General features: G+C 72.7%; 22 protein-coding genes and 1 pseudogene. 14 read left to right on the forward strand and 9 right to left on the reverse strand.

Going from position 1 to position 25,223, the window contains the following annotated elements; translation table 11 throughout:
• Positions 1 to 125: 125 nt before the first annotated feature.
• Together KIK05_RS09880 and KIK05_RS09885 are read right to left on the reverse strand one after the other, a co-directional pair.
• Positions 126 to 1,484 carry an APC family permease gene (locus KIK05_RS09880; RefSeq protein WP_214410300.1) on the reverse strand — a complete coding sequence of 453 codons (1,359 nt, stop codon included), beginning with the start codon at positions 1,482 to 1,484 and terminating at the stop codon, positions 126 to 128.
• Positions 1,485 to 1,545: 61 nt separating this feature from the next.
• Positions 1,546 to 2,427, reverse strand: coding sequence for a carbon-nitrogen hydrolase family protein (locus KIK05_RS09885; protein ID WP_214410301.1), 882 nt, complete (start codon positions 2,425 to 2,427; stop codon positions 1,546 to 1,548).
• A 106-nt stretch (positions 2,428 to 2,533) separates the two neighbouring features.
• Between KIK05_RS09885 and KIK05_RS09890 the strand changes: the two genes are divergently transcribed.
• Entirely contained in the window at positions 2,534 to 3,262 is a 729-nt protein-coding gene (locus KIK05_RS09890) for a FadR/GntR family transcriptional regulator (protein ID WP_214410302.1), read from the forward strand.
• 13 nt (positions 3,263 to 3,275) lie between these two features.
• On the opposite strand, the gene KIK05_RS09895 is transcribed toward KIK05_RS09890, so the two are convergent.
• Entirely contained in the window at positions 3,276 to 3,623 is a 348-nt protein-coding gene (locus tag KIK05_RS09895; RefSeq protein ID WP_214410303.1) for an ArsR/SmtB family transcription factor, read from the reverse strand.
• Between the two features lie 87 nt (positions 3,624 to 3,710).
• Between KIK05_RS09895 and KIK05_RS09900 the strand changes: the two genes are divergently transcribed.
• Positions 3,711 to 4,703: a quinone oxidoreductase family protein gene (locus KIK05_RS09900; RefSeq protein WP_214410304.1), complete on the forward strand. Its 993-nt coding sequence runs from the start codon at positions 3,711 to 3,713 to the stop codon at positions 4,701 to 4,703.
• Between the two features lie 2,556 nt (positions 4,704 to 7,259).
• Positions 7,260 to 8,267, forward strand: a complete 1,008-nt coding sequence (locus KIK05_RS09905) for a tyrosine-type recombinase/integrase (protein WP_214410305.1) — start codon at positions 7,260 to 7,262, stop codon at positions 8,265 to 8,267.
• A 19-nt stretch (positions 8,268 to 8,286) separates the two neighbouring features.
• On the opposite strand, the gene KIK05_RS09910 is transcribed toward KIK05_RS09905, so the two are convergent.
• On the reverse strand, positions 8,287 to 8,733 hold the full coding sequence (locus KIK05_RS09910) for a ribosomal protein L7/L12 (RefSeq protein ID WP_214410306.1): 447 nt from the start codon (positions 8,731 to 8,733) through the stop codon (positions 8,287 to 8,289).
• 141 nt (positions 8,734 to 8,874) lie between these two features.
• Here KIK05_RS09910 and KIK05_RS09915 point away from each other — a divergent pair, with 141 nt between their 5' ends.
• On the forward strand, positions 8,875 to 9,894 hold the full coding sequence (locus tag KIK05_RS09915) for a tyrosine-type recombinase/integrase (protein ID WP_214410307.1): 1,020 nt from the start codon (positions 8,875 to 8,877) through the stop codon (positions 9,892 to 9,894).
• 115 nt (positions 9,895 to 10,009) lie between these two features.
• Positions 10,010 to 10,966 carry a prolyl aminopeptidase gene (gene pip / locus KIK05_RS09920; protein WP_214410457.1) on the forward strand — a complete coding sequence of 319 codons (957 nt, stop codon included), beginning with the start codon at positions 10,010 to 10,012 and terminating at the stop codon, positions 10,964 to 10,966.
• A 240-nt stretch (positions 10,967 to 11,206) separates the two neighbouring features.
• Here pip and KIK05_RS09925 read toward each other — a convergent pair whose 3' ends face one another.
• Positions 11,207 to 11,884: an enoyl-CoA hydratase-related protein gene (locus tag KIK05_RS09925; RefSeq protein WP_214410308.1), complete on the reverse strand. Its 678-nt coding sequence runs from the start codon at positions 11,882 to 11,884 to the stop codon at positions 11,207 to 11,209.
• A gap of 273 nt (positions 11,885 to 12,157) precedes the next feature.
• Between KIK05_RS09925 and KIK05_RS48810 the strand changes: the two genes are divergently transcribed.
• From KIK05_RS48810 to KIK05_RS09935, 3 genes are all read left to right on the forward strand, one after another.
• A complete protein-coding gene (locus KIK05_RS48810) occupies positions 12,158 to 13,894 on the forward strand; it encodes an AAA family ATPase (RefSeq protein ID WP_308249842.1) in 1,737 nt (578 codons plus the stop codon).
• Between the two features lie 463 nt (positions 13,895 to 14,357).
• Positions 14,358 to 14,681: a helix-turn-helix domain-containing protein gene (locus KIK05_RS48815; RefSeq protein ID WP_308249850.1), complete on the forward strand. Its 324-nt coding sequence runs from the start codon at positions 14,358 to 14,360 to the stop codon at positions 14,679 to 14,681.
• Between the two features lie 3 nt (positions 14,682 to 14,684).
• Positions 14,685 to 15,563 (forward strand): alpha/beta hydrolase, encoded by an 879-nt coding sequence (locus tag KIK05_RS09935; RefSeq protein ID WP_214410309.1) that lies wholly within the window; start codon positions 14,685 to 14,687, stop codon positions 15,561 to 15,563.
• Between the two features lie 198 nt (positions 15,564 to 15,761).
• Here the strand turns inward: KIK05_RS09935 and KIK05_RS09940 are convergent, their stop codons facing one another.
• Positions 15,762 to 16,256, reverse strand: a complete 495-nt coding sequence (locus KIK05_RS09940; RefSeq protein WP_214410310.1) for a hemerythrin domain-containing protein — start codon at positions 16,254 to 16,256, stop codon at positions 15,762 to 15,764.
• Between the two features lie 429 nt (positions 16,257 to 16,685).
• Here KIK05_RS09940 and KIK05_RS09945 point away from each other — a divergent pair, with 429 nt between their 5' ends.
• The 6 genes and pseudogenes from KIK05_RS09945 to KIK05_RS09970 all read left to right on the forward strand — a co-directional run bounded on the left by KIK05_RS09945 (position 16,686) and on the right by KIK05_RS09970 (position 21,462).
• Entirely contained in the window at positions 16,686 to 17,951 is a 1,266-nt protein-coding gene (locus KIK05_RS09945; RefSeq protein ID WP_250562518.1) for a helix-turn-helix transcriptional regulator, read from the forward strand.
• A gap of 65 nt (positions 17,952 to 18,016) precedes the next feature.
• Positions 18,017 to 18,502: pseudogene (locus KIK05_RS09950) on the forward strand (RNA polymerase sigma factor); the annotation flags it as partial.
• A 76-nt stretch (positions 18,503 to 18,578) separates the two neighbouring features.
• A complete protein-coding gene (locus tag KIK05_RS09955; protein WP_214410311.1) occupies positions 18,579 to 19,436 on the forward strand; it encodes an ATP-binding cassette domain-containing protein in 858 nt (285 codons plus the stop codon).
• A gap of 300 nt (positions 19,437 to 19,736) precedes the next feature.
• Entirely contained in the window at positions 19,737 to 20,210 is a 474-nt protein-coding gene (locus KIK05_RS09960) for a hypothetical protein (protein ID WP_214410312.1), read from the forward strand.
• Between the two features lie 101 nt (positions 20,211 to 20,311).
• Complete coding sequence (locus tag KIK05_RS09965) at positions 20,312 to 20,854, forward strand: hypothetical protein (RefSeq protein ID WP_214410468.1); 543 nt, start codon at positions 20,312 to 20,314, stop codon at positions 20,852 to 20,854.
• A complete protein-coding gene (locus tag KIK05_RS09970) occupies positions 20,845 to 21,462 on the forward strand; it encodes a hypothetical protein (RefSeq protein ID WP_214410313.1) in 618 nt (205 codons plus the stop codon). Before KIK05_RS09965 ends, KIK05_RS09970 begins: the two co-directional genes overlap by 10 nt.
• Before the next feature lie 122 nt (positions 21,463 to 21,584).
• Here the strand turns inward: KIK05_RS09970 and KIK05_RS09975 are convergent, their stop codons facing one another.
• The 3 genes from KIK05_RS09975 to KIK05_RS09985 form a co-directional block, all read right to left on the reverse strand.
• Complete coding sequence (locus tag KIK05_RS09975; protein WP_214410314.1) at positions 21,585 to 22,937, reverse strand: acetyl-CoA carboxylase biotin carboxylase subunit; 1,353 nt, start codon at positions 22,935 to 22,937, stop codon at positions 21,585 to 21,587.
• A gap of 49 nt (positions 22,938 to 22,986) precedes the next feature.
• A complete protein-coding gene (locus KIK05_RS09980) occupies positions 22,987 to 23,472 on the reverse strand; it encodes an acetyl-CoA carboxylase biotin carboxyl carrier protein (protein ID WP_214410315.1) in 486 nt (161 codons plus the stop codon).
• 70 nt (positions 23,473 to 23,542) lie between these two features.
• The gene (locus KIK05_RS09985; protein ID WP_214410316.1) at positions 23,543 to 25,219 is read right to left on the reverse strand and encodes an acetyl-CoA carboxylase carboxyltransferase subunit alpha; all 1,677 of its coding nucleotides are present in this window, start codon (positions 25,217 to 25,219) and stop codon (positions 23,543 to 23,545) included.
• Positions 25,220 to 25,223: the final 4 nt, after the last annotated feature.

The following is a 25,223-nucleotide window of genomic DNA, read 5'->3' on the forward strand; positions in this document are numbered from 1 at the left end:
CACCACCGACGGCGCGGATGCTCGGTTCGTCGAAAGACGGCCCGAGGGGGCCGGGTGGCGGCCTGGAACCGGGCAGGCCGATGTGACGGTGAGCGGCCCGGCGCAATCGCTGCTGCCAAACGCCGTCAGTGGCGGGCCTGTTCCGGGGCTTCCTCGGTGAAGCCGAGTTCGGGTGGGGGGAGGCGGAACATGCGGGTGAGGTAGGCCAGGTAGGCGAGGCCGAGGACCAGCCAGACGACGCCGAGGGTCAGGGCGTGGCGGTCCAGCTGGGTGAGCAGCCATACGTCCACGGCCGCGCCGACGGCCGGCGCCACGACGTACCCGGCCAGGCGGGGGCGGTTCCCCGCGCGGCGCTCCCGCACGTACAGGGCGATCACGCTGAGGTTCACGAAGGTGAACGCGGTGAAGGCGCCGAAGTTGATGAACGACGTGGAAGTGGCCACGTCCAGCCGCAGCGCCACCAGGCCGACCGCGCCGGTCAGCAGGATGCCCAACGCCGGCGTGCGGTATCTCGGATGGATGTAGCCGAAGATCCGGCGCGGCAGCACCGAGTCCCGGCCCATCGCGTACAGCAGGCGCGAGGTGCTGGCCTGGGCGGCGAGGCCGGAGGCGAACTGCGCGATGACCAGGCCCGCGAGGAAGACCGACCCGAACAGGTCACCACCGATCGTCTTCGCGATCTCGAAGGCCGCCGACGAGACGTCGTGGAAGTGCCCGCCCGGGTGCACGAGCTGGGTGGTGTACGAGACGAGGACGAAGATCGCGCCGCCGATCAGCGCGACCAGCAGGATCGCCCTGGGGATCGTCTTCGTCGGCTCCACCGTCTCCTCCGTCAGCGTGGTCACCGCGTCGAACCCCAGGAACGAGTACGCGGCGATCGCCGCCCCCGCCGCGACCGCGGGTACGCCCGGGGCGGAGTTGGCGAACGGCGCCGCGTCGAACAGCGCGCCCGCCCCGTGCCCGCCCGCGAGATGGCTCACCGACAGCAGGACGAAGATCACGAGCACGAGGAGCTGGAACAGCATCAGCAGCGTGTTGGCCTTGTCGGCCACCTTGATGCCGAGCAGGTTCAGCGCCGTGGTGACCGCGATGAAGCCGACGATCCACACCCACCCGGGCACGCCGGGGAACCGCGCCGACAGGTAGGCGGCGCCGATCAGCCAGATCACCATGGGCAGGAAGAAGTAGTCCAGCAGCACCGCCCAGCCGACCAGGAAACCGGCGCGGGAGTCGATGGTGCGGCGGACGTAGGTGTAGGCCGACCCGGCCATCGGGTAGGCCGCCGCCATCTTCCCGTAGCTCAGCGCGGTGAACAGCATGGCCACCAGGGCCAGGGCGTACGCGGCGGCGGTGGCGCCCGCCGTCGTCTCGGCCACCACTCCGAAGATGCCGAGGACGATCAGCGGGCACATGTACGCCAGCCCGAACAGCACGACCGACCTCAGCGTGAGGGCGCGCCGGAGAGCGGGTTGGTCGGTTTGCATTGGCGGTTCCCTCCGGGAGATCGGTGGCGCGGGCCGCGTCCGCGGCCGCTGCCGGGGTGATTCAGCCTGACGCGCGGCCCGGGTCCGGGGCCCAGGTCGCGGGGTCGATGCGCCCGCCGTACAGCGGCAGCTCGACGGGACGGTCGGCGGCGGTGAACTGCGACCACATGCGGTTGAGACCGGCGGTGCCGCAGGTGCGCACACGGGTGACGTCGTCCAGGTCGAGCACGTCGGTGAGCACGGTCGCCGCCTCCCCGGCCTCGGCGCGGACGCGGCCCTCGGGGTCGACGACGAGGCTGCGCCCGGTGCCGGCCGGCGCGGCGGTGTTCACGCTCACGACGTACACCTGGTTGACGATGGCGTTGGCGCGGGCCAGCACCAGTTCCTGGGCCCGGTCGGCGGTCGTGGTCATGACGGGGTTCACGATGACCTCGGCGCCCATCCAGGCCAGGTGGCGGGCCACCTCGGGGAACCAGGCGTCGTAGCAGATGGCGAAGCCGACCCGGCCGGTGCCGGGCAGGTCGAAGACCACGAAGCGGTCGCCCGGCCGGTACGGCTCGTAGGGACGCCAGGGGAAGATCTTGCGGTACCAGGCGGCCAGCCGCCCCTCGGGGGAGTACGCGACGGCGGTGTTGTACAGGCTCGCGTCGGCGCCGCGCTCGCACACGCTTCCCGGCAGCAGCCAGATCTTCAGGTCGCCCGCCAGTTCGGCCAGCGCCCTGGACCGCGGGCCGTCGAGCGGTTCCGCCGACGCCGCGAGCTGCTCCTCCCGCCGCTGTCCGGTGGCGTCGCCGCCGTGCAGGTGCATCTCGGGGAACACGACGAACCGCGCCTGCGGGAACCGTCCGGCCAGCTCCTCGACCTCCGCCGTGAAACGCGTCAGCGGCACGTCGACCGGGTGGGGCACGGCCTGCGCGAGTGCGATCGGGAGAGGTCGGGACACGGTTTCACCTGCTTCTTTCCGGCCGAGAGCTGAAAAAATAGCTCATTATGAGCAGTTAATTCAACAGTGCGACGCCTCCGGACATGCCGGGCAGTACGGTGTGGGCATGACGCCAGGCAGGTCCATGGCCGCGCTGGGAGCCCCCGCCCTCGCGGGCATCCGGCGGCTCACCGCGCTCGACACCGTCCGCGCCCGCATCGCCATGGCGGTCGACCTCGGCCTGCTCAAGCCGGGGGAGCGGCTGCCGCCCAGCGCCGAGATCGCCAAGGCCCTGGACGTCGGAGAGATCACCGCCAGGCGCGCGCTGATCTCGCTGTGCGAGGAGGGCGTCCTCGAACGGCGGCGCGGCCGTGCCGGCGGCACACTGGTCGCCGAACGTCCCGCCGCCGGCCGGGTCCGCGAGATCGAGGCCTACCAGGCCGCCGCCGGCGAGGTGCACCGCCTCATCGACCAGCGGCTCGTCCTGGAATGCGGCATCGCGCACCTCGCCGCGGCGAACATCGGCCAGGGCCTGCTCGACGAACTACGGTCACTGGTGGCAGCCATGGAGGACGCGCCGAGCTGGGCGGAGTTCCACACAAGCGACGAACGCTTCCACCTGCTCCTCGCGCAGGCCACCGGGCTGCGCTCGGCCGCCGACCAGTACGGCGCAGTCGTGCGGGAGCTCTACGGCTACTACCTGCCGTACCCCCTGAAGTACCTGCGCGAGTCGAACCGCGAGCACGCCGAACTCGTCGCCGCCCTGGCCGCGCGCGAGGCGCTGAAAGCGGCCGAAGTGGCCCGCCGCCACGTCGAGATCCTCCACCGCACGATGTTCGTCGGGCTGCTGCCCTGACGTTCCACCGGCCTCACACCGAGGCGGGGTCCAGGTCCCGCTCGTAGGCGGTGACGACCGCGTCCAGCACGCCGGGGAAGCGGGCGTCGAGGTCGCCCAGGCGCAGTGTGGTCCAGCGGCGGTTGCCGTCCTCCCGCTGGCGGATCACCCCGGCCTCCCGCAGCACGCGGAAGTGGTGGGTCAGGGTGGAGGGCGCGACGTCCACAGGGAAGGTGCCGCAGGCCCGCTCGGGATCGGCACGCAGCGTCCGCACGATGGTCATCCGCGTGGGGTCGGACAGGGCGTGCAGGACGTCGAGCAGGTCGATCTCGCCGGTCTCGGGGTGGACCAGAGTCGCGCGGCGTCGCTGTGATCGGGGCATCTCGAACCTCTCTTTCGACAAACATCGTACAACTGTGGTACGACTTTCGTTGTACGACGAACATCGAAAATCGGAAGGACGGCCGCCATGCGCGCCCTCGTCATGACCGCCCCCTCACAGACCTCCGACCGCACCGAGGTCCGCGACCTGCCCACCCCCCGCCCCGGCGCCGGAGAGGTGACCATCGACGTCACCCACGCCGGCATCAACTTCATCGACGTCATGGCCCGCCGCGGCGACCCCGGCTACGCGACATCCTGGCCGTACGTGCCGGGCAAGGAGGTCGCAGGCATCGTGCGGGAAGTGGGCGAGGGCGTCGAAGGGCTCGTGCCGGGGCAACGAGTGGCGGCCTTCACCGACCGCGGCGGGCTCGCCGAGGTGGCACCGGCCCGGGCGGCCCTCACCGCGCCGGTGCCGGACGAGGTCGGCCTACCGGCCGCCGCCGCCGCCCCGCTGATGCTCGCGACCGCGCTGCTGCTGCTCACCGACGCCGCGAAGTTCGGACCGGGAGAGACCGTGCTCGTGCACTCCGCCGGCGGGGGAGTGGGCTCCGCCGTGGCGCGGCTCGTCCCTGCCCTCGGCGGCGGCCGTCTCATCGGCACCGTCGGCCGGCCCGACAAGACCGCAGCGGTCCGCGCGAGCGGCTACGACACGGTCGTCGCCCGCGGCGGCGACCTTGCCGAAGCGGTACGCGCGGCCGCCGGCGGCGGCGTGGACGTCGTCCTGGACCCTCTGGGCACCACCATGCTCGACCTCGACCTGGCGATCACCGCCCCCGGCGGCCGCATCGTGCTGTTCGGCAACGCGGGCGGCGGAGAGGCACGGCCGCTCCCGCCCGCCGAGCTCATGCGGCGCAACATCGCCGTCGCGGGCTTCAGCATGAGCGCCCTGTCGGCGACGGCGCCCGAGCGTGCCGCGGCGGCCCTGCGCCGGGTCCTCGACCTGATCGCCGCCGGCCGGCTCGACGTCCCGGTGACGGAGATCGGCTCGCTGGAAGAGGTGCCGGCTGTCCACCAGCTGCTGGCCGACGGCCGGGGCGAGGGCAAGTACGTGGCCCGCGTCGCCGCGGCCGGATCCTGACCTCCCCAGGGGGAAACCGGTGCCCCCGCCGTGACCTGCAGAGAATCGCAGCGGCGGACGGCATGGACGCCTGGTGTGGCTGGCGGTCGACCGGGGTGCGTTCGGGGACGGTCTGTGCGCCGAGACGCCGGTCCTGGATGCCGGCATCTCCGGCTGGGAGGGTGCCGGCGGGCCGGTGCAGGAGGCCGATGACGTGCCCGGGGCTCCGCCGTCCTCGGTCGCCTGTGAGCGTGATGATGTCGGGTGGTATCGCAGGAGCGGCCGCCGTCATGAGTATGTCGTCCTGGACGGCGACCGTGTGATCCGGCTGGGTGGCCGCCGGGTGGATGTCGATCGGGCGGCGCTGAAGGAGGCCATGTCCGGCCTGCGCCCGGTGACCGGGGGCGGCACCGGGATGGGGGATCCGCGGTACCGGCCCCGGCCGCGTTCGACCGGGCCGGCGGATGGAGGGGTGATGCCGGTCGCGGCCCCCGCGCCGCGCTGGGAGGACGGCCCGGACGCACACCCTGGGGTGATCTCTCCTCGGGGGTTTTGACCTGCGTGGACGTCCTTGTGTGGCGGTGTGGGGGGCGGGCTTGCTCGTGGGTGGCAGGAAGTGGTCAGGGGCGGGCAGCTTGCTGCCGCCTATTTGTCTGGTTCGAGGGCTTTCGGTGCCGCACAGTTGATTGTGCAAGGACGAATTGAAAAGCCCTCAAGAAAAGAGACGAAGAAATGACGAACACCACTATCTCCCCGGTTTCCGCCACCCGTTCCGCCGGCACCACCTGGGACGGCCGCTCCCGCACCGCCGGCACCACCTGGGACTGACATAACCCCTGCCAGCAGCCCCGGCCCGACCCCCAACCCCTGATCGCCAACCACCGGCAGACCCGCATCGCGGCCGCCGGCCGACCGGCCGCCCCGGCGAAGGCTCTCGCCCTCACCGGCTGACGGAAAAGCGTCGAAACCGCGAGAACCCCGAATATCCGAAACGCCGGAAATCCAGGTCGCACAATTACCGGCGACACAATGTCGAAGCCGAAATTCCGGCACAAATCCCGGCCCCCGCCAATTCCACCGCAGGGCCGGCTCGAGCCCGGCACGCAACGACCCTGACCAGCGCCGACCGCCCCTTCCCTCACCACGACCAAGCCACCCGGCATGCCCGGTACACCCGGACGGCGCGGCACAATGGGCGGCTGTGAACTCCTTCGACGCGGTGCTCTGCGATTTCGACGGCATGCTCGGACGCCGGAGGCGGGCTGGTTTCCCTCGGTGGCCTTCAGTCCGGCTTCGGACAACCGGAGGAGTAGGGGAGTGGTCGCGACAGCGAGAAGCAGGAACGTTCGCACGTCGATGTGAGCAACGGTTGCGGTGGCGTGAGTGCTGTGCTGCCGATGAGATACAGCGACGGGTGGCGGGTCGACGCACACCGCTCGCATGAAGGCGGCTTCCGACTGGTGGTCCACGCGTCGCATCCCAGCACACACCCCCGGCAGAACCAGGCCCCAAGGTGTGTTGGCGGGGAGTGGTCAGTCGAAGACTTGTTCGGCCGGCATGGCAGACACCCCCACAGCAAGCCCCGAGGCGTTGCCCGAACTCTTCAACACGGCAATCGCCCGGTCAGGAGGGTTACCGAACTCATCGACATACCGCGCCGCTGGTTGCGGACGAAACCAGGGAAGTATCCAGAATCCCTCCAGATACCGTACAGAATGCAGCTTCTGTACGGTAAGGAGTATTTTAGGCTGGTAACGGCCCCAATGGGGGCAGGCCTGGTCCGCACCACCGCATACCGCCGGCAAGGCGCTCCACCGCGGCCGCGCACAGGAAAGATCAACGCACCTCGAACCGTGAATGCCGGAGACGCACCTCGAGGTGGGCGGCGGGGCATGATCGGGGGCCTCCTCGCCATGATCGTTTCAGACGGGTCCGAAGGGCCTGGGCCGGTCAGGCGTGGTACGGACGCCGGCGGGACCTCACCGGCGTCTTTCTCCTCGAGGACGCCCAGCACCCTGCGGACGTGGCGCGTCCGCCGTCGTCCGCCACGGCGGCATCCGGACCGGCGCTCGCGGGCACGCGGCGACCGCGTGCCGGTCGGCGCGTGAACGCTCCGTCCCGGGTGGCCGCGTCCCGTGCGCGGCTGGTGTCCGTGCGTACCGCGCGGCCGCGTCCGCATGCGGCCCTCTGTGCGCGACCCGTCGCGGCGTTCGACGTACGCGGCGGCGTTCCGGCGTTCTCGGGCGGCTTGTTACCCGTGCGATGTGCGCGCGTGCCGCTCGGCCGCCACGGGTTGCCCGGCGACCCCTTCCGCCAGGCCCTTTCCCTGCGTTTCATGCATAATCGCACTTATGCATGATTAGCGGATGCCCTCCCCGGCCCGCCTCCGTACCGGCCCCCACCCGCGCGGCTCACAAGCCGCCGCCTGCTCGCCGAGGGCGGCGCTGTTCGTTCCGGCGGTGGCCGCCGACGGCGGTTCGGCGTGTCGGCGGGTGGCGTCTGGCCGGGTTGATGCATAATCGCAGGCACTTGTGGCGTGTTCGGAGCGTGTGGCCCTGACCGGGTGCGGAGGGCGTGATGGGTGACGGTGAGCCTCTGGTCCTGCGGCGCGTGCCCGACGCGGCCGCGGAGTTCATCTCCTCTCTGCGCACCAAGAAGCTCTCCCCCCACACCATCGCCGGGTACCAGCGTGACCTGCAGCTGGTCTCGCGGATCGCGGCGGACCTGGCCGGGGTCGCCGCCGCCGACCTGGAGGTACGGCTGCTGAGCGGGCGTCTGGTGCGGGCGGCGTTCGCCGATTTCGCCGAGCCGCGCTCCCCCGCGAGCGTGAACCGGGCGTGGAGCGCGTGGAATCAGTTCCTGACGTTCTGTGTGGCCGAAGGGATGCTGGAGGGCAATCCGATGGCGGCGGTGCCGCGTCCCAAGCAGCCGGCGAAGGCGCCCAAGCCGCTGCTGGGTGATGGGAGCGCTTCGGCGACGCTGTTGGAGCGGATCGCGGCGGGGGCGCGTAAGGCGCGTGATCCGTGGGTGGAGCGTGACCTGGTGGTGCTGGCGTTGGCGCTGGTCACGGGCATGCGTTCGGCGGAGTTGCTGAGTGTGACGCTGGGTTCGATCGGGGGCGCGCCGGGTGATCGCCGGATTCAGGTGGTCGGTAAGGGGGGCAGGACGCGTTCGCTGCCGATCGAGCCGCCGATCGAGCATTTGATCGAGGATTATCTGGGGAGCCGGATGCGGCGTTTCGGGCTGGCCTCGCTCCCCCGTTCGGCGGCGTTGCTGGTGGACACGCGTAATGAGCCGTTGCAGCGGGGTGGTTTGCAGTATCTGGTGCGGCAGTGTTACCGGTATGCGGGGATTCATGACCGGGTGCAGAAGGGCACGCTGGTGCATGCGTTGCGGCATGAGTTCGCGACGCGGCTGGCCGAGCGGGGTGCTTCGGCGCACGAGTTGATGGAGCTGCTGGGGCACTCGTCGATCGTGACGGGGCAGGCGTATGTGGCGTCGACGGCGCGTGAGGTGCGGGGTGCGGCGCGGGCGAATCCGGCGTATGAGGTGCTGGGCCGGTTGGGTCCGGTTTCGGACGGCTGAGGGTTGCCGTCGGGGGGTTTCAGAGCTGGTCGACGAAGGCTTGGGCGTCGGGTTCGTTCATGCCGGTTTCACCGCGGACGAGGAAGACGGCCTGTTCGGTTCGTCCTTCTGATTTGAGGCGGCGTACGCGGGTGGCGAGGTCGTCCCGTGGTGGGGCCGGGGTGAGGGGGATCCGGCCGGCTTCGAGGGCGTCGACGTAGTCTTTGGCCTGTTTGAGGCCGAAGCCGGTGCGCTGGCGGACCAGTTTGATGGCTTCGATCTTCCTGCCTTGGGCGGCCAGGGCGTGGGCCTGGCCTTGGAGGTCGCCGGGGATGGGGTGGGTGGGCTGGTCCTGCCATGCCGAGACGTAGGGCTGGGGGGTGCTTCCGCGGCGCGCCAGGGTGACGATGACGATGATGGCGACGGGCAGGCCGATGAAGAACATGGCGGCGATGAAGATGAGTTCGGGAAGCCCTATGTTCGCCATACCCGGATCGTAGTCGCCGTTCGGGGTGTGGTGGCGGGGAAATCGTTGGTGGCCGCTCCCCCGGGCGGTGTGCGGGCGTGGAATTGTCGGTGGCGGGCGGTACGGTCGGCGGGTTCCCGGCCGAAAGGATTGAGCTGTTCGATGCGGCCCGCTGAGCTGAAGCGAATCACTGTCGAGGAGTCGGCTGACCGTTATGTGGAGCTGGTGCGTGCGAAGACGGTGACGGGGGCGTTGTCTCCGGCGACGTCGGAGGTGTATGCGCGGGATGTGGCGACGTTCGTGGCGTTGGCCGGTGGGGGGCGGGTGCTCGATGATCTGACCGGGGAGGATGTCGACGCGGTGTTGCTGGCGTTCGCCCGTAAGCCCGACGGGCGGCGCTCCTCCCCCGGTGGCGGGCAGATGCAGAGCCCGTCGTCCCAGGCGCGGTTCCGCCGGTCGGTGTCGGCGTTCTTCAAGCATGCGGTGCTGGCGGGCTGGGTGCAGGTCGATCCGATGACGGCGGCGACGGTGACGGCCAAGGAGCGGGGCGGGTTGCGGGCCGAGCGGCGGGCGTTGACGCGTGAGCAGGCGCAGGGTCTGGTGGGGGCGGCGCGGTCGTTGCCGGCGGCGGGTCCGCAGGGGCGTCGGCGTGATCAGCGTACCGAGGTGCGTGATGCGTTGATCGTGCTGTTGTTGTCGACGCTGGGGCCGCGGGTGTCGGAGTTGGTGCGGGCGAATGTCGAGGATTTCTACACCAACGACGGTGTGCGTTATTGGCGGATCTTCGGTAAGGGCGGCCGTACGCGTGATGTGCCGTTGCCGGTGGATGTGGCCGAGGTGCTCGATGTGTATTTGTCGGCTGCTCGTCCGGTGACGTCGGAGAAGGCGTTGTTGTTGTCGTGGCGGGGCAAGCGGCTGGCGCGGGGTGATGTGCAGGCGGTGATCGACCGGGTGCAGCGGCGGGTGGATCCGGCGCAGCGGCGTTCGGTGACTCCGCACGGGTTGCGGCATACGACGGCGACGCATCTGCTGGCGGACGCGGTGGACATGGACGCGGTGCGCCGGGTGCTGGGTCACAGTGATCTGGCGACGCTGGGGCGTTACCGTGACGAGCTTCCCGGTGAGCTGGAAGTGGCGATGCGTGCTCATCCGTTGTTGCGTCGTCCGGCGTCGAGCGAGTAGGCGGGGTGTTCGGTCGGGTTGGCGGGTGGGGGCCGGTCGGTGGGGTGGGTGTCGCGCCGGGCGGGTGAGGGACCCTGATGATGATCCGTTTTGGGATATGAAGGGTCCTATGGGAATGAAGGATTGGTATCCGCTGGTCGAGCCGTACGACCGCGGGATGCTCGGTGTGGGGGACGGCAACGAGATCTACTGGGAGACGTGCGGGAGTCCGGGTGGTAAGCCCGCGTTGTTCCTGCACGGCGGCCCGGGCGGGGGCGTGCTGCCCGCCAACCGCAGGTTCTTCGATCCGTCGGGTTATCGTCTGGTGCTGTTCGACCAGCGCAACTGCGGCCGTAGCCGGCCGTTCGCGGGAGATCCGGCGGTGTCGCTGGAGCACAACACCACGCCGCGTCTGGTGGCCGACATCGAGCGGTTGCGTGAGCATCTGGGGATCGAGCGGTGGCTGGTCTTCGGGGGCAGCTGGGGCAGCACCCTGGCTCTGGCGTACGCGCAGGCGTATCCGGAGCGGGTGACGGAGCTGGTGCTGCGCGGTGTGTGGCTGGTCCGCCCGTCCGATGAGGCGTGGGGGTTCACCCCGCAGGGGGCGGCGCACCTGTTCCCGGCCGAGTGGGCGGCGTTCTGTGATCCGATCCCCGAGGCCGAGCGGGGTGATCTGGTGGCCGCCTACGGGCGCCGGATCTGCGATCCCGATCCGGCGGTGCATCTGCCGGCGGCGCGGGCGTGGATGGGCTGGGAGTTGTCGGCGAACACGTTGCTGCCGGTGGAGCCGCCGGAGCTGGACGACGCGGCGCTGTTGTCGTTCGCGAGGATCACCCATCACTACATCGGCAACGGGGGTTTCCTGCCGCCGGAGGGGCTGCTGGCGGGGGTGGATCGGATCCGGCACATACCGGCGGTGATCGTGAACGGCCGTTATGACGTGAAGACCCCGCCGGCGCAGGCGTGGGATCTGCATCGGGCGTGGCCGGAGGCGGAGTTCCACATCGTGGAGGACGCCGGGCACGGCGGCTCGGAGCCGGGGATCCGCCGGCTGCTCGTCCAGGCGACCGATCGTTTCCTCGCCGCCGGCTGACGTCCGCGCGGCCGGCCTCTTACGTCTGGTGAGGGCCGGCGTCTCCCCGGGCCGCGTCGGCGTGCTCGGCGGCAAGGTGGCCGGGGTGCCGTCTGAGTGCCGCTCACCCCGGCCGCCGTTTCCGGGGCGGCCGGTGGGAGGGGCCGGTCGGGGTGGTGCCGTTCGCGGCGCGGCGGCCCGTGGGGGCGGTCATGGCCCTGTACGGCGGGTGGCGTGCCCGGCCTGAGCCGGGACGTGGGGTCAGCCGAAGGTGACCGGGATGTCCTTCTCGCGCAGTGCGTGGAGGACCGGGGCGTACATCCGGGTCTTGATGGTGCCGAGCGTCGGCCCGGCTTTGGCGGCCTGCGGCCCGGCGATCTCCAGTGCGGCCTGGCGTACGGCGTCCTCCCCCGCTGCGCGGTCGACGATGGCCGCGGCGAGGGCGTCGTGGCCGCCGTAGCGGCGGGCGGTGGTCATGGCCTCGTGGGCGACCTGCGGGGTGAGCCGGGCCTGGATGAGGGCGGACATGCCGGTGGTGAAGGGGATGTCGATGTCGGCTTCCGGCAGGCACCAGAAGCCGCGGTCGGCGCGCATCACGCGGAAGTCGTGCGCCAGTGAGAACATGGCGCCCGCGGCGAAGGTGTGCCCTTGCAGGGCCGCCACGGTGATCAGTGGCAGGGTCAGCACGCGTGCCAGCAGTTCCTGGACCGCGGCGACGTAGCCGGCCGCCTGGTCGGGGTGGGTGAGCAGCCAGTCCAGGTCCAGGCCGTTGGAGTAGAACTTGCCGGTGGCGGTGGTCACCAGGGCGCGCGGGCCGTCGGTCTTCTCCACCTCGTCCAGCAGGTCGTCGACCGAGGTGATCCAGTCGGGGTGGAAGCGGTTCTCGGTGTCTCCGAGGTCGAGGACGAAGACGTCGTCCTGACGGTCGAGAGCGGGCATGGCTGCTCCTTCGGACGGGGGTGGGTCGGTGCGGGGTTGCGGCGCCGTCCGGCCTGGAGGGCGCGGCGTCGTCCGCCGGTGCCCAGGGGCCGGGGGCGGTGGTCCCCTACGCCGGACACCGAACCTACTGGCGGGTAACTACGGTGGTTGGCATCGTACAGGCAAGCCCTGCCGGATCAACCGCCCCCGGCGGCGGGAAAGCGCCCGCCGGTGCCGCCGGTGCCGCCCCTGGGAGGGACGGGGCGGACCGGAGGCCTCCTACAGTGGGTGTTCGTGCTCTACGGCAGATCTGCGGAAATCAGCGCGATCGACGAGGTGATCGCGCGGGCTGGCGACGGGTCCGGCGGCGCGGTGGTGGTGCGGGGCGAGGCGGGCGTGGGCAAGACCGCCCTGCTCGACGCGGCCGCGGCGCGGGGTGGCGCGATGCGGGTGTTGCGGGCCACCGGCGTCGAGTCCGAGTCCGACCTCGCGTTCGCGGCGCTGCACCAGGCGCTGTGGCCGGCGGCCGGTTCGCTCGAGGCGCTGCCCGAGCCGCAGCGCGATGCGCTGCGCGCGGCCCTGGGGCTCGCCGCGGGCAGTGCCGGCGACCGGTTCCTGGTCGGAGCCGCGGTGCTCTCGCTGCTGGCCGAGGCGGCCGAGCCGGACGGGCTGATGTGCGTGGTCGACGACTTCCAGTGGGTCGACCGGGCCTCGGCCGACGCGCTGCTGTTCGCCGCCAGGCGGCTGGGGACGGAACGGATCGCGATGGTGTTCGCCGTACGCGGGGATGCTCCCGTCAAGGGTGTGCCGCTGACGGTGGAGGTGCGCGGCCTGGCCGAGTCCGCCGCGGCCGAGCTGCTGGAATCCCGCCACGGGGTGCTGCCCGCCCAGGTGAGACGGGAGCTCGTCACGCTGACCGGCGCGAACCCGCTCGCCCTGGGTGAGATCGCCGCCCGCCTGACGCCCGCGCAGCTCGCCGGGCGCGAACCGCTGCCCGACCCGCTGCCCGTGGGTGCCCGGCTGTTCGGCGACCGGGTGGCCGGGTTGTCGGCCGCGGCCCGGCGGGTCGCCTTGGCCGCCGCCGTGGAGGCCGACCTCGGCCTGGTCCTGCGCGCCACCGAGCGGCTGTCGGCCGAGCCACCGGCAGGGCCTGGCGCGAACGCCGCCCCCTCCGGGCCCGGGGCGCGGGCCGGCGCCGCGCGGGTCGCGCTGGCCGAGCTGGAGAGGACCGGGCTGGCCGAGGTGTCGGGCACGAGCGTGCGGTTCGCTCATCCGCTCATCCGGTCCGCGGTGCACGAGGCGGCCACCCCCGCCGAGGTGCGCCGCGTGCACGCCGTCCTCGCGGAGCTGACCGTGGACGACCGCCGCGCCTGGCACCTGGCCGGCGCCGCCCTGGGGCAGGACGAGCGGGTCGCCGCCGAGCTGGTGGCCGCCGCGCAACGGGCGCGTGACCGGGGCGGGTACGGCGCCGCGGCCGCCGCGCTGGCCAGGGCCGCCGAGCTGACCCCCGAGCCGGGCGCCCGTGCCGTCCGCCTGAAGGACGCCGCCGTCGCCGCCTGGCTCGGCGGCCGCCCCGGACAGGCGGAGTCGCTGCTGGCCGAGGCGCGCGAAGGGGCCGGCGGGGACACCACGCTCACCATGGAGGTCGCCCAGCTGCGGGGCCGGTTCGAGCTGAACTCGGGCAACGCCGCTGCGGCGGGCACTGGCGCGGGCCGGCGAGCTGCAGGACGCGGCGGGGTACCTGTGGGCGACGGCCGCGGCCAGCGCTCTGGGCGAGCCGGACCTGGCCGGCGAGATGGCCGAACGGGCCGGGCGGGTGGCCAGGGTGTCGGGGATGACCGGGCAGCTGCCCGTCGTGCTGGAGTTCGTGGCGACCGCCGAGCGCATCGCCGGCCGGCTGGCGCGCAGCCAGGCCGTCTCCGAGGAGGGCCTGGCGCTGGCGCGAGAGGCCGGGTACGAGAACACCGTGGCCGCGCACCTGGCCAACCTGGCGGCGCTGGCGGCGCTGCGGGGCGAGGAGGAGCGCTGTGAGCGGCTGGCCCGCGAGGCGCTGGCCATCGCCATCCCGCACCGGGTGGGGTTGCGCGCGGGCGTGGCGGCGTACGCGCTGGCGATGCTCGACCTGTGCCTGGGCCGGTACGGGGCGGCGCACGACCGTTTCACGGCCATCGCCGCGGCGGGACCGGGCGCCGGGCATCCGACCGTGGTGTGGCGCAGCACGCCCGACCGCGTCGAGGCGGCCGTGGGCGCCGGCGTCGAGGCGGCCGCCGGGGCGGCGCTGCGGGCGTACGAGCGGTGGTCGGCGCACGCCGCGACACCGGAGTCACGCGCGTTGCTGGCCCGCTGCCGGGGCCTGGCCCACTCCTGTGAGGACGCCTTCGGCGAGGCGCTGCGGCTGCACACCAACCCGTTCGAGGCGGCCAGGACGGCCCTGCTGCTGGGTGAGCGGCTGCGCCGGACGCAGCGGCCGGGCGAGGCGCGGACGCATCTGCGGATGGCGTGGGAGACGTTCGAGCAGGCGGGCGCCCGGCCGTGGGCCCGGCGCGCCCAGCAGGAGCTGCGGGCGGCGGGCGAGAGCGGGCAGGCCCCGCCCGTGGCCGTGCTCGGCGCGCTGACCCCGCAGGAGCTGCGCATCGCGGGCCTGGTCGCCGAGGGGTTGTCGAGCAAGCAGATCGCCGCCCAGCTGTTCCTGAGCCCGCGCACGGTCGAGTACCACCTGTACAAGATCTATCCGAAGGTGGGGGTCGGCTCCCGTACGGAACTGGCGCGACTGGTAGTTCTACAGAAGGCGCCCGTACCCGCGGACGCCATGATGTGAGACATGCAGAACGTGACCATCTGGAGTGAAGAGTTCGGCGCCGAGACGGACACGCCGATCCTGTTGATCATGGGTTCGATGTCGCAGGGCATCCTGTGGCCGGACGAGTTCGTCGGCCGCCTGACCGCCGGAGGCCGCCGGGTGATCCGCTACGACCACCGCGACACCGGCATGTCGGGCACCGTCGACTTCGCGGCCGACCCGTACACCTGGGACGACATCAAGAACGACGTGTACCGCGTGATGGACGCCCACGGCCTGCAGAGCGCGCACCTGGTCGGCCACTCGGCGGGCGGGCTGCTCGGCCAGCTCATCGCGGTGGAACGACCGGAGCGGGTGCGGTCCCTGACCGTCATCGCCTCCTCGCCGCTCGGCGGCGGCGAGGGCCAGGTGCTCATGCGAGCCCTGATGGGGCAGCCACAGCCCGAGGGAAGCCTGGCCGAGCCGACGCCGGAGTTCGTGGCCTTCTACCGCGCGCTGATAGCCTCCCCGCCGCCGCAGGGCCGGCGCGCGCTGATCGACGGCATGATCGCCGAGCAGCGCGTGCTGCACGGCACCGGACTGCCGTTCGACGAGGACGCGGCGCGCCGGCTGCAGGAGCGGATCTACGACCGGGCCCGCGACCTGTCGGCGGCGGCCAACCACCGGCTGGCCGCCATGGGAAACCCCGACTTCGAGCCGGTGGGCGTGCTGCACCAGGTGAAGGCACCCACGCTGGTCATCGAGGGCAGCCACGAGCCGGCCAAACCGGGGCACGGCGCGATCATCGCCGAGCAGATCCCGGGGGCGCGGCTGAGGATCGTGGCGGGCATGGGGCACACGCTGCCGCCGGAGGCGCACGAGGAACTGGCCGCCGCCATCCTCGCGCACACGGCCGGGTGACGCGCGTCCCTGATCGGCGACGAGCCGTTCGCCCCGGGCCTGCACGCGCCCGCGGAGCAAGGGGCCGCCCCGGGCGCGGTGGTCTCGACGCGGTTCCGGCCCCGCCGGGATCACCGCTGCCGGCCGGTGGCCCGGCTCGGCGCGCCTCTCCTTGACGACGTCGCCCCAGGGAGGACCGTCCAGCCCACACGGGGCCGGTCAGCGCTCGGCGTCGCCGGTGAGCAGGAACGCGGGCGGGGAACGGCGCCAGCCCGGGACGTCCAGTGCGTTGAGCGCCGAGACGATGCGTTTCTCCTCGTAGAGGAAGTGCGTCTCCATCAGCGCGGCGAGACTGTCGATCTCGCGCCGCACTCCGGCGGGGTCCGCCTGCCGGTCCAGGTCGGCGACGAGCGCCTCGAGCCGCCGCAAGGCGTCCTCCACCAGCCGGTGGTCGCGGCGCAACTCCTCCAGCACAGGGCGCAGCTGGGGGAACCGCCCGGCGACTTCGGGGAACGCGCCGTCGTCCTCACCGCTGTGATGCCGGGTCAGCGCCGAGCAGAAGGTCAGGCAGTTGGCCCGCAGTTCGCGCAGCCGCGCGCCGCCGGCGAAATAGGCGTCGACGCCTTCACGCAGCTCGGCCAGCTCCTCGCGGAGCCAGAGATGTACGTCGATCAACTGGTTGCCGAACGCCACCAGGCGTTCGTCGGATCTCACCAAGGTCGTTTCCGTGGTCCGGCGCCTCCATGCCCTCGGCGGTCTGTTCGCCGGGTGCACCGCGACGCTGCACGATTTGTAGCGAGTTCGGCGAGAATCTGTCAAACCTGCCCGATGCGGCGCGAGCTGAGATCCCGAGATGCCGTTCACGAGCGTCCCGCCGCCGAGCGCCACGGTGAGGACGCCGGGAACGTCGAAGCCGGTCCGCGCCGGCGGCGGCGTCAGGCGTGCCGTGGCCGTGAACAGGGCGGCTCCGGCCGGGACGCTGACGAACAGCACCCACCGCCACCCCAGCGTGCCGGTCAGCACTCCGCCGATCAGCCACTCCCAGGGCCGCCGCGGACCCGGAGGCGGCACTCCAGATCGACAGTGCGCCGGCGGAACAGACCGGCAAGGACCCCGCGGCCCGGCAGGATGATCACACACCACATGGACGCCGCCACAGGGCTCACCCGCATGCGCGACCTGCTGCGCCCCGGCGGGGTCCTGGCCATCGTCGGCCTGGCCCGCCACACCATGCCCCGCGACCTGCCGTACACCCTGGCCGGCGTCGTCGCCGGCACCCTCCACCGCGCCGCGAAAGGCCACTGGCACCACCCCTCCCCCACGGTGTGGCCGCCACCGGTGACCTACCGGCAGATGCGGGCATTGGCCACCGAGATCCTCCCCGGCTCCCAGTACCGCCGCCACCTGCTGCTGCGCTACAGCATCACCTGGCGCAAACCCCCACGACTGACCCACCGTCCAGGGGTGCGACAGGGCCCCCCTGGACGGCCCCATCCACCCCACCGGGTCATCAACACTGGAACCATGCCCGAACAGCACACCGACACCGGAGGAAGTGAACTGGGACGCTTCCTGCGCGCCCGCCGCACCCAGACCACCCCCGCCGAGGTCGGCCTCACCGTCGGCCCCGGCCTGCGCCGCACCCCCGGCCTGCGCCGCGAAGAACTCGCCACACTCGCCGGCGTCAGCATCGACTACTACACCCGCCTCGAACGCGGCAAAGAGACCCGGCCCGGCCCCGGCGTCGTCGACGCCCTCGCCCGCGCCCTGCGCCTGGAGGCCGACGAACACCACCACCTGCGCGAACTCGCCGCCCGCGCCGCCCGCCACCCCTCCGAACCACCACCCGTCCCCAGCCGCACGGTCCGCGACCACCTGAAACTGCTGCTGGAGACCATGCGCCCCAACCCCGCCTACATCCTCAGCCGCAGCATGGACCTGCTCGCCCACAACCCCGGCGGCCTCGCCCTGTACGCCGGCATCGCCGACTGGCCGCCCAAACAGCGCAACCTCGCCCGCTACCTGTTCCTCCACCCCACGGCCCGCGAACTGTTCCCCGACTGGCACACCCAGGTACGCGGCTGCGCCGCCCGGCTCCGCGCCCAAGCCGGAACCGACCCCGACGCCCCCGACCTCACCAACCTCGTCGGCGAACTCCTCCTCAAAAGCCCCGACTTCGCCAAACTCTGGGAACGCTACGACGTCAAAGGCCGCAAACCTCCCCACAAGACCTTCCACCACCCCCACGTCGGCCAGATCACCCTCGCCTCCCAATCCATGCACCTGGAAGGCACCCAAGGCCAGCGCCTCGGCGTGTACCTCGCCCAACCCGGCACCCCCGACCACGACGCCCTCCTCCTGCTGGACATGACCACCCACCAACCGGACGCCGAACACACCCACCACTGACCCCCGCGCGAAAACACCCCCCACCCGACGGAACCGGCCGGCACACCACCAGCGATAGACAAGGTGTGCCCCGATTCCTCAAACGACGCCGAGAACCACCCCCCACCGGACCCGACAGCGACGACACCCAGCTCCTCGCCGCCGTCGCCGCCGAACGCCCCGACGCACTGAAGATCCTCCACCAGCGGCACGCACCCTGGCTCCGCGCACGACTCACCCGCCGCTGCGCCGACCCCGGCCTCGTCGACGAAGTCATCCAGGACGTCTTCGTCGCCATCTGGCGCGGCGCCTCCCGCTACCGCCCCACCCAAGCGGACGCGGCGGCCTGGATATGGACCATCGCCATCCGCCGCCTGATCACCCACCTGCGCGGCACCGCGACCACCCCACCCCACCTCCGGCTGGACACCGCGTCCCCACCCGACGCCCACCTCCTCACCGAGTCGGCCGAGGACGCCGTCCTGATCGGCGTCGAACACGGCGACCTGGGAACCGCCCTGGCCAGACTCTCCCCCGACCTGCGCGCCGCCATCCAGGCCACCATCCTCGACGGCCTCACCACCCGCGAGGCCGCCCACCTCCTCGGCATCCCCCAAGGCACCGTCACCCGACCCCCGGAGACCCCCGATGACCCCCACCGTCCAGGTCCGCGCACTCACCAAACACCGCGGACGCACAACCGTCCTCGACCGCGTCGACCTGGACATCGGCCCCGGCGTGACCGGCCTGCTCGGCCCCAACGGCGCCGGCAAGACCACCCTGCTGCGCTGCCTGGCCACCACCCTCGCCCCCGACAGCGGCCACATCACCGCCCTCGACCTCGACCCCGCCCACCACGACCAGCGCACCGCCCTGCGCCGCCGCCTGGGCTACCTGCCACAGGACCCCGGCTTCTACCCCCACTTCACCCTCTTCGAGGTCCTCGACTACGTCGCCATCCTCAAAGAGCTCACCGACCGCACCACACGGCACCGCGAAGTGCGCAGAGTCCTCACCGAAGTCGACCTCACCCCCCGCGCCCGCACCAAAGTGCGCAAACTCTCCGGCGGAATGAAACAACGCCTCGCCCTGGCCCAAGCCCTCCTCGCCGACCCCGACCTGCTCGTCCTCGACGAACCCACCGTCGGCCTGGACCCCGAACAGCGCATGCGCTTCCGCGCCCTGATCTCCCGCCTCGGCGAAACCCGCACCGTACTGCTGTCCACCCACCAGACCGAGGACGTCGCCGCCCTGTGCGAACGCGTCATCGTCATGGCCACCGGCAAGGTGGTGTTCACCGGCACCCCCGACGAACTCACCGCCACCGCCTCCGGCCGCGTCTGGACCAGCGACACACCACCCACCGGATCCACCCTGTTCTGGCGCACCGCCGACGGCCGCTACCGCACCCTCGGCGAACGCCCACCCGCCGCCACCCCCGCCGCACCCGCCATCGAGGACGGCTACCTGCTGCTCCTCGGCACCTCCACGCAGGCCGCCGCATGAACCCGCTGCTCGCCTTCGAGACCCGCAGACTCCTGCGCAGCCCCCTGCTGTGGGGCGCCGCGGCACTCTGCCTGGGACTACGCCTCGCCGCCGTATGGCGAACCCTGCCCGACCTCAACAGCGACCCCGTCAGCACCTCAGGAGCCATGCTGCTCCCGGCCGGCGCCGCCCTGCTCGCCGCCCACCTCGCCACCTCACGCGACCGCCGCACCGGCGTACCCGAGACACTCGCCGCCCTGCCCGGCCACCCCACCCGCCGTACCGCAGCCGCCCGTCACCACCGGCATCGCCACCCTGCTGATGACCGCCTACCTGACCATCCGCGCGGCCATGGGACCGGTCGCCGGGACACTCGACCCCTACGAGGCGCTCACGGGAGTGCTGGTGGTGCCGTTCGGCGCCGCCCTCGGCGCGCTGCTGGCCCGATGGGTCCGATGGCTGGTCGCGGTGCCGGTGACGATGTTCCTGCTGGCGACCTTCACCTGGCTGAACGCCAACCAGGGAGGGTACGGCGGCTGGTTCCTGCCGGTGGTGCTGTTCAGCGGCCCCGACTGGCCGGCGCGCCCCTCCCGGCTGCACGTGCCCTACCTGCTCGCCGCCATCGCGCTGCTCGCGGCACTGACGCTGCTGCGCCACGGCCCCCGGCCGGTGCCGGTGGCCGCGGCGCTCACCGCGGCCGCGGCCGCGGTCCCGAGCTCAACCAGCTGCGCTTCGCCGCCGACGACCAGGCACGCCCGGAACGGCTGCCCGCCGAGATCCGCCGGCACTACCTGACGCCGCACGCCCGCCAGTGCCGCCGGCGCGGCCCGCTCACCTACTGCGCGTTCCCGGGCTACCTGTCCTGGATCCCCCTGTGGGACTCGGCACTCGGCCCCGTGGCCGGCGCGCTGCCCCCACGACAGCGCTCCCACCTGCCGGTCGTACGGCAGGCCACCTCCAGCTGGTGGCTCTACGACCACGACGACGAATCGATCACCACGTTCATGACGTGGGGCCGGGCCCGAGCGGCCGACGAGCACCGCGCGACACTCGCCTCCGACCTGATCCGCCAGGTGACCGGCCTGCGCCACTCCCAGACCGGCGCCGCGGAATGGTGCGACGCCCGCGGCCAGGCACGCACCCTGGTGGCGCTCTGGCTGCTCGGCCAGGTCGTCCCGCCGGAACTCCCCCGGATGCGGTCCTTCGAGATATGCGCCGGCGTCTACACCGAGGGGCCGCTGCCACTGAACTTCTGGTACGGCGCGGCCGAGCTCGGCTACGCGCGCCGGATGCTGGCCGCACCGGGGACCCGGGACCGCCTGTGGGCGCACTGGGACACCCTCACGCGGCCCGGCACCACCCTGGACCAGGCGCTGCCGCTGCTCGGGCTGCGCCCCGAGTTCGCCCCCGAACCCGTCAGGAGCCGGCCGTGCTCGTGATCCGCCTGCTCAGGCCGCTGGCGCGGGCGATCGACTGGGTTCCGCTCCTGGTCACCGGAGCCCTCACCGTGCTCCTGGTCTGCGTGCTCGACGCCGGCTCCCCTCTGGACCCGTCGACCTCCTTCACCCTGCTCAGGATGACGGGCGGGCTGCTGGGGGCGGCCGCCGGGTTCACCGTGCTCGACGCGATGGCCCCGACCACCGCGGCGGCCCCCGTCCCGCGCGGGGTGCGCCACCGGATCCGGTGCGCGGCCGGAGGGCTCGCGGCGGGCGCCTGGTGGGCGATGGCGTCCGCGGTCGCGGTGGCGCGGCTTCCGGAAGGCGGAGTCCTGCGGCTGCCGGGGATGGCGGTCGAGGCGGCGGCCTGCGTGGCCGCGGGGCTGCTGGCCGCGTCGATCGCCACCCGCTTCCACCCGGGCAGGGCCGCGGCGCTCGCCGGGATGGGCGGACTGCTGGCGGTCTTCTCGGTCACGCTGGTGCTGCGGTGGCCGTGGCCGTACCCCGACGACCCCGCCTGGGAGGCGGTGCACCACGGCTGGACGGCCGCCCTGGTGCTCCTGCTCGTCGCGCTGGAGGTGACGGGCCGGGGCCCGCTCCGCACGCGCTGACCCCCCGATCCTCAGCGGGCCGGCTGTCAGCGTCCCCCGCGGCAGGTTTCCCCGTCGGGTGATGGTTTTGAAAAGCAAGATCATTTCTTGTGACCACCCGACGCCTTTACGTTGTAGATTAATTAGCTGAGCGGCATCATCTGCTCGACCAGCGAGGTGGTGTGCTTGGCGTACCTGAACAGCGGGTGCGCCAGCACCTCCATCAGGAACGGCAGGTTGGTGCGCACGCCCGGCCCGCGCACCGTGAACTCCTCCAGCGCCCGGTGCGCCCGGGCCAGGGCCTCTCCCCTGGTCGGCGCCCACACCGACACCTTCGCGATCAGCGGATCGTAGTCCGCGGTGACCCGCGTCCCGGCGGCCACGTGGGTGTCGACCCGGGTGAAGGGGCCGCCCGGCGGGACGAACTCCTCGACCAGCCCCGGCGCGGGCAGGAACCCCCGCGACGGGTCCTCGGCGTTCACCCGGCACTCGATCGACACCCCGGAGGACACGATGTCCTCCTGCCGGTACGTCAGCCGCTGCCCCGCCGCGATCAGCAGCTGCTCGCGCACCAGGTCGATCCCGGTCACCATCTCGCTGATCGGATGCTCCACCTGCAGCCGGCAGTTCACCTCCAGGAAGTAGCAGGCCCCGTGCTCGTCCACGACGTACTCGAAGGTGCCCGCCCCGGCGTAGCCGGCCTCACGGGCGGCGTGCACGGTGATCTCACCGAGGTGCTCCAGCGTCGCCGAGGGCAGGTTCGGGGGCGGCGTCTCCTCGATCAGCTTCTGCCGCCGCCGCTGCACCGAGCAGTCCCGGGCGCCGAGGTGCACCACCTCGCCGTGCCCGTCGGCCAGGATCTGCACCTCCACGTGCCGCGCCGCGTCCAGGTACTTCTCGACGTACACCCTGGGGTCGCCGAACAGGGCCAGCGCCTCGCGGCGGGTGACGGCGAACGCGCGGGCGAACTCGCCCGGCTCGTGCACCACCGTCATCGCCCGGCCCCCGCCGCCCGCCGAGGCCTTGATGAGCACCGGGTAGCCCACCGCGTCCGCCGTGCGGGCGGCCTCGGCGGCGTCGGTGGCCGGGCCCGGACTGCCCGGCAGCAGCGGCAGCCCGGCGGCCACGGCGAACTCCCGCGCCGAGACCTTGTCGCCCAGCCGCGCGATCACCTGCGCCGGAGGCCCGATCAGCGTGATCCCGTGCGCGGCGCAGATCTCGGCGAACTCCGCGCTCTCGGACAGGAAACCGTACCCCGGATGGACGGCGTCCGCCCCGGCCTGCAGCGCCGCGGCGATCACGGCCGCCGGGTCGAGGTAGCTGCGCCGGGGCGCGGCCGGACCGATCTGGATCGACTCGTCGGCCTGGCGCACCGCGGCGGTGTCGCGGTCGGCCGTGGAGTGGGCGACGACCGTGCGGACCCCCATCTCGCGGCAGGTCCGCAGCACGCGCATGGCGATCTCGCCCCGGTTGGCGACCAGAACTGTGGTGAACATGACGCTCCAGACTCCGAGCTCCAGCAGAAAAGATCAGTGGCCGTCGCGGTCAGCCGGCCTCGAGCGGCACCAGGGCCAGCAGCGGTTCCTCGTACTGCACCGGGGAGCCGTCGGCGGCGACGATCTCGACGACGCGCCCGGCCTGCTCGGCCTGGACCGCGTTCATCAGCTTCATCGCCTCGATGATCCCCACCTGCTGCCCCGGCTCGACCACGTCGCCGACCTCGACGAACGGTGGCGCTCCGGGTTCCTGCGCGCGGTAGAAGGTGCCCACCATCGGGGCGGTGACCAGGATCGAGCCGGGCGGGGCCGTGGCGGCGGGCAGGGTGCCGGCCTCCCCGCCGCCTTCCACCACCTCCAGGCCGGGCGGGGTCTGTGCCGGGGGGGACCATTCGACGGCGACGGCGATCGCGGCGGTCGAGACGGTGATCCTGCGAAGGGGCGCTACGCCGGCGTCGCCGAGCCGTGCGGCGTGCCGCACGACCCACTCCAGCACCTGCTCGCGCTCGTCGACGTGCGCGGGTTCGGCTGTCAATGCACGTCCTCCTTTCGGTGACTTACCGAGGCGGCCGGACGCGGCCCGCCTCCACACGGCCGGCCTCTGGCTAGGCGGGCAGCCCGAAGGCGCGGAAGCGCCCGGTCCGCCCGGCCAGCAGCCGCGCCGGGTCAAGGGACACAAGTTCGTGCAGCGCCGCGGTGACGGCGCCTTTCACCAGGCCCGCCGTCAGGGACGGGTTGCGGTGCGCGCCGCCGTCGGGTTCGGGGATGACGGCGTCGACGATCCGGTGGGCGAGCAGGTCGCGCGCGCCGATGCCGAGGGCGGCCGCGGCCCTGGGCGCGGCGGCGGGGTCGCGCCACAGGATGGCCGCGCACCCCTCGGGGCTGATGACCGAGTAGACGGCGTTGCCCAGGGCGAGCACCCGGTCGGCCACGCCGAGGGCCAGCGCTCCCCCGCTGCCGCCCTCCCCGGTGACGACCGCGACCACCGGCACGGGCAGCGTCGACATCAGCCGCAGGTTCTCGGCGATGGCGTGGGCCTGGCCGCCGGTCTCGGCCTCCACCCCGGCGTGGGCGCCGGGGGTGTCGATCAGGGTGACGACGGGCAGCCCGAGCTTGGCGGCCAGGCGCATCAGCCGGGCGGCCTTGCGGAACCCGGCCGGGGAGCCCATGCCGAAGTTGCGGGCGACCAGTTCGCGGGTGTCGTGCCCTTTCTGGTGGCCGATCAGCATGACCGGGACGCCATCCAGGCTGCCGAGGCCGCCGACGATGGCCGGGCAGTCGCCGGAGGCACGGTCGCCGTGCAGTTCCTGGAAGTCCTCCAGCAGGTGGCCGGCGTAGTCCAGGGTGGTGGGACGGCCGGGGTCGCGGGCCAGCGTCACGGTCTGCCAGGGGTCGCGTACGGGCAGCTCGCCGGGGTCGCGCACCAGCGGCGGGGCGCTCCGGCGCCAGTGGGAGGGGACGGGGCGGCCGCGCCGGGCCCAGGCGGCGGCGGTCAGCAGGGCGGCCAGGACGGGCCGCAGTTCGGGGCGTTTGCGCACGTCGTCGACCAGGCCGTCCTTCAGCAGGGTCTCGGCGGTCTGGAACCCCGCAGGGAGCGTCTGTTTCATCGTGCCGGCGATGACCCGGGGCCCGGCGAACCCCATGTGGGCGCCCGCCTCGGCGATGATCACGTCGGCGAGGGTGGCGTAGGAGGCGGCGACGCCGCCGTAGGTGGGGTCGGTGACGATCGTGACGGTGAGCAGGCCGGCCTCGTCCAGCTCCGCCAGGGCGCGGCTGGTCTTGGCCATCTGCATCAGGGCGAGCGCGCCCTCCTGCATCCGGGCGCCGCCCGAGGCGGTGACGATCACCAGCGGCGTGGCCTCCTCCAGCGCGTGCCGGGCGGCGGCGGTGATGCGCTCGCCGACGGCGCAGCCGAGGCTGCCGCCCATGAACCGGAAGTCCATGACGGCGGCGGTGAGCGGGTGGCCGCCGGTGGAGGCCGCCACGCACACCACGGCCTCGTCCAGGCCGGTGGCGCGGCGGGTCTGTTCCAGGCGGGCCGGGTAGGGGCGGGTGTCGGTGAAGCCGAGCGGGTCGGTCACGGTGGGCGGGACGGGCAGGGGCCTGGCCGAGCCGGGGTCGAGGAGCTGGCCGAGGCGTTCGGGCGCGCCGAGCCGGTCGTGGTGCCCGCAGGCCGCGCACACGCCCAGGGCGCGGCGGTGGTGCTCGCCGTACAGGGGGCGGCGGCAGCCGGGGCAGCCGATCCACAGCGGGGACGGGGCGTCGGCGCGGGTCGCGGTCACGCGC

Source organism: Sphaerisporangium fuscum (genome assembly GCF_018531465.1).
GTDB classification, from domain to species: domain Bacteria; phylum Actinomycetota; class Actinomycetes; order Streptosporangiales; family Streptosporangiaceae; genus Sphaerisporangium; species Sphaerisporangium fuscum.

Coding starts and splice junctions, on each gene's coding strand:
- KIK05_RS09895 (WP_214410303.1), bottom strand. CDS start 3,623: ATGCCCCGATCACAGCGACGCCGCGCGACTCTGGTCCACCCCGAGACC.
- KIK05_RS09935 (WP_214410309.1), top strand. CDS start 14,685: ATGCAGAACGTGACCATCTGGAGTGAAGAGTTCGGCGCCGAGACGGAC.
- KIK05_RS09925 (WP_214410308.1), bottom strand. CDS start 11,884: ATGCCCGCTCTCGACCGTCAGGACGACGTCTTCGTCCTCGACCTCGGA.
- KIK05_RS09960 (WP_214410312.1), top strand. CDS start 19,737: ATGACCGCCTACCTGACCATCCGCGCGGCCATGGGACCGGTCGCCGGG.
- KIK05_RS09900 (WP_214410304.1), top strand. CDS start 3,711: ATGCGCGCCCTCGTCATGACCGCCCCCTCACAGACCTCCGACCGCACC.
- KIK05_RS09880 (WP_214410300.1), bottom strand. CDS start 1,484: ATGCAAACCGACCAACCCGCTCTCCGGCGCGCCCTCACGCTGAGGTCG.
- KIK05_RS09905 (WP_214410305.1), top strand. CDS start 7,260: ATGGGTGACGGTGAGCCTCTGGTCCTGCGGCGCGTGCCCGACGCGGCC.
- KIK05_RS09945 (WP_250562518.1), top strand. CDS start 16,686: ATGGACGCCGCCACAGGGCTCACCCGCATGCGCGACCTGCTGCGCCCC.
- KIK05_RS48815 (WP_308249850.1), top strand. CDS start 14,358: ATGGCGTGGGAGACGTTCGAGCAGGCGGGCGCCCGGCCGTGGGCCCGG.
- KIK05_RS09915 (WP_214410307.1), top strand. CDS start 8,875: ATGCGGCCCGCTGAGCTGAAGCGAATCACTGTCGAGGAGTCGGCTGAC.
- KIK05_RS09955 (WP_214410311.1), top strand. CDS start 18,579: ATGACCCCCACCGTCCAGGTCCGCGCACTCACCAAACACCGCGGACGC.
- KIK05_RS09910 (WP_214410306.1), bottom strand. CDS start 8,733: ATGGCGAACATAGGGCTTCCCGAACTCATCTTCATCGCCGCCATGTTC.
- KIK05_RS09890 (WP_214410302.1), top strand. CDS start 2,534: ATGACGCCAGGCAGGTCCATGGCCGCGCTGGGAGCCCCCGCCCTCGCG.
- KIK05_RS09975 (WP_214410314.1), bottom strand. CDS start 22,937: ATGTTCACCACAGTTCTGGTCGCCAACCGGGGCGAGATCGCCATGCGC.
- pip (WP_214410457.1), top strand. CDS start 10,010: ATGAAGGATTGGTATCCGCTGGTCGAGCCGTACGACCGCGGGATGCTC.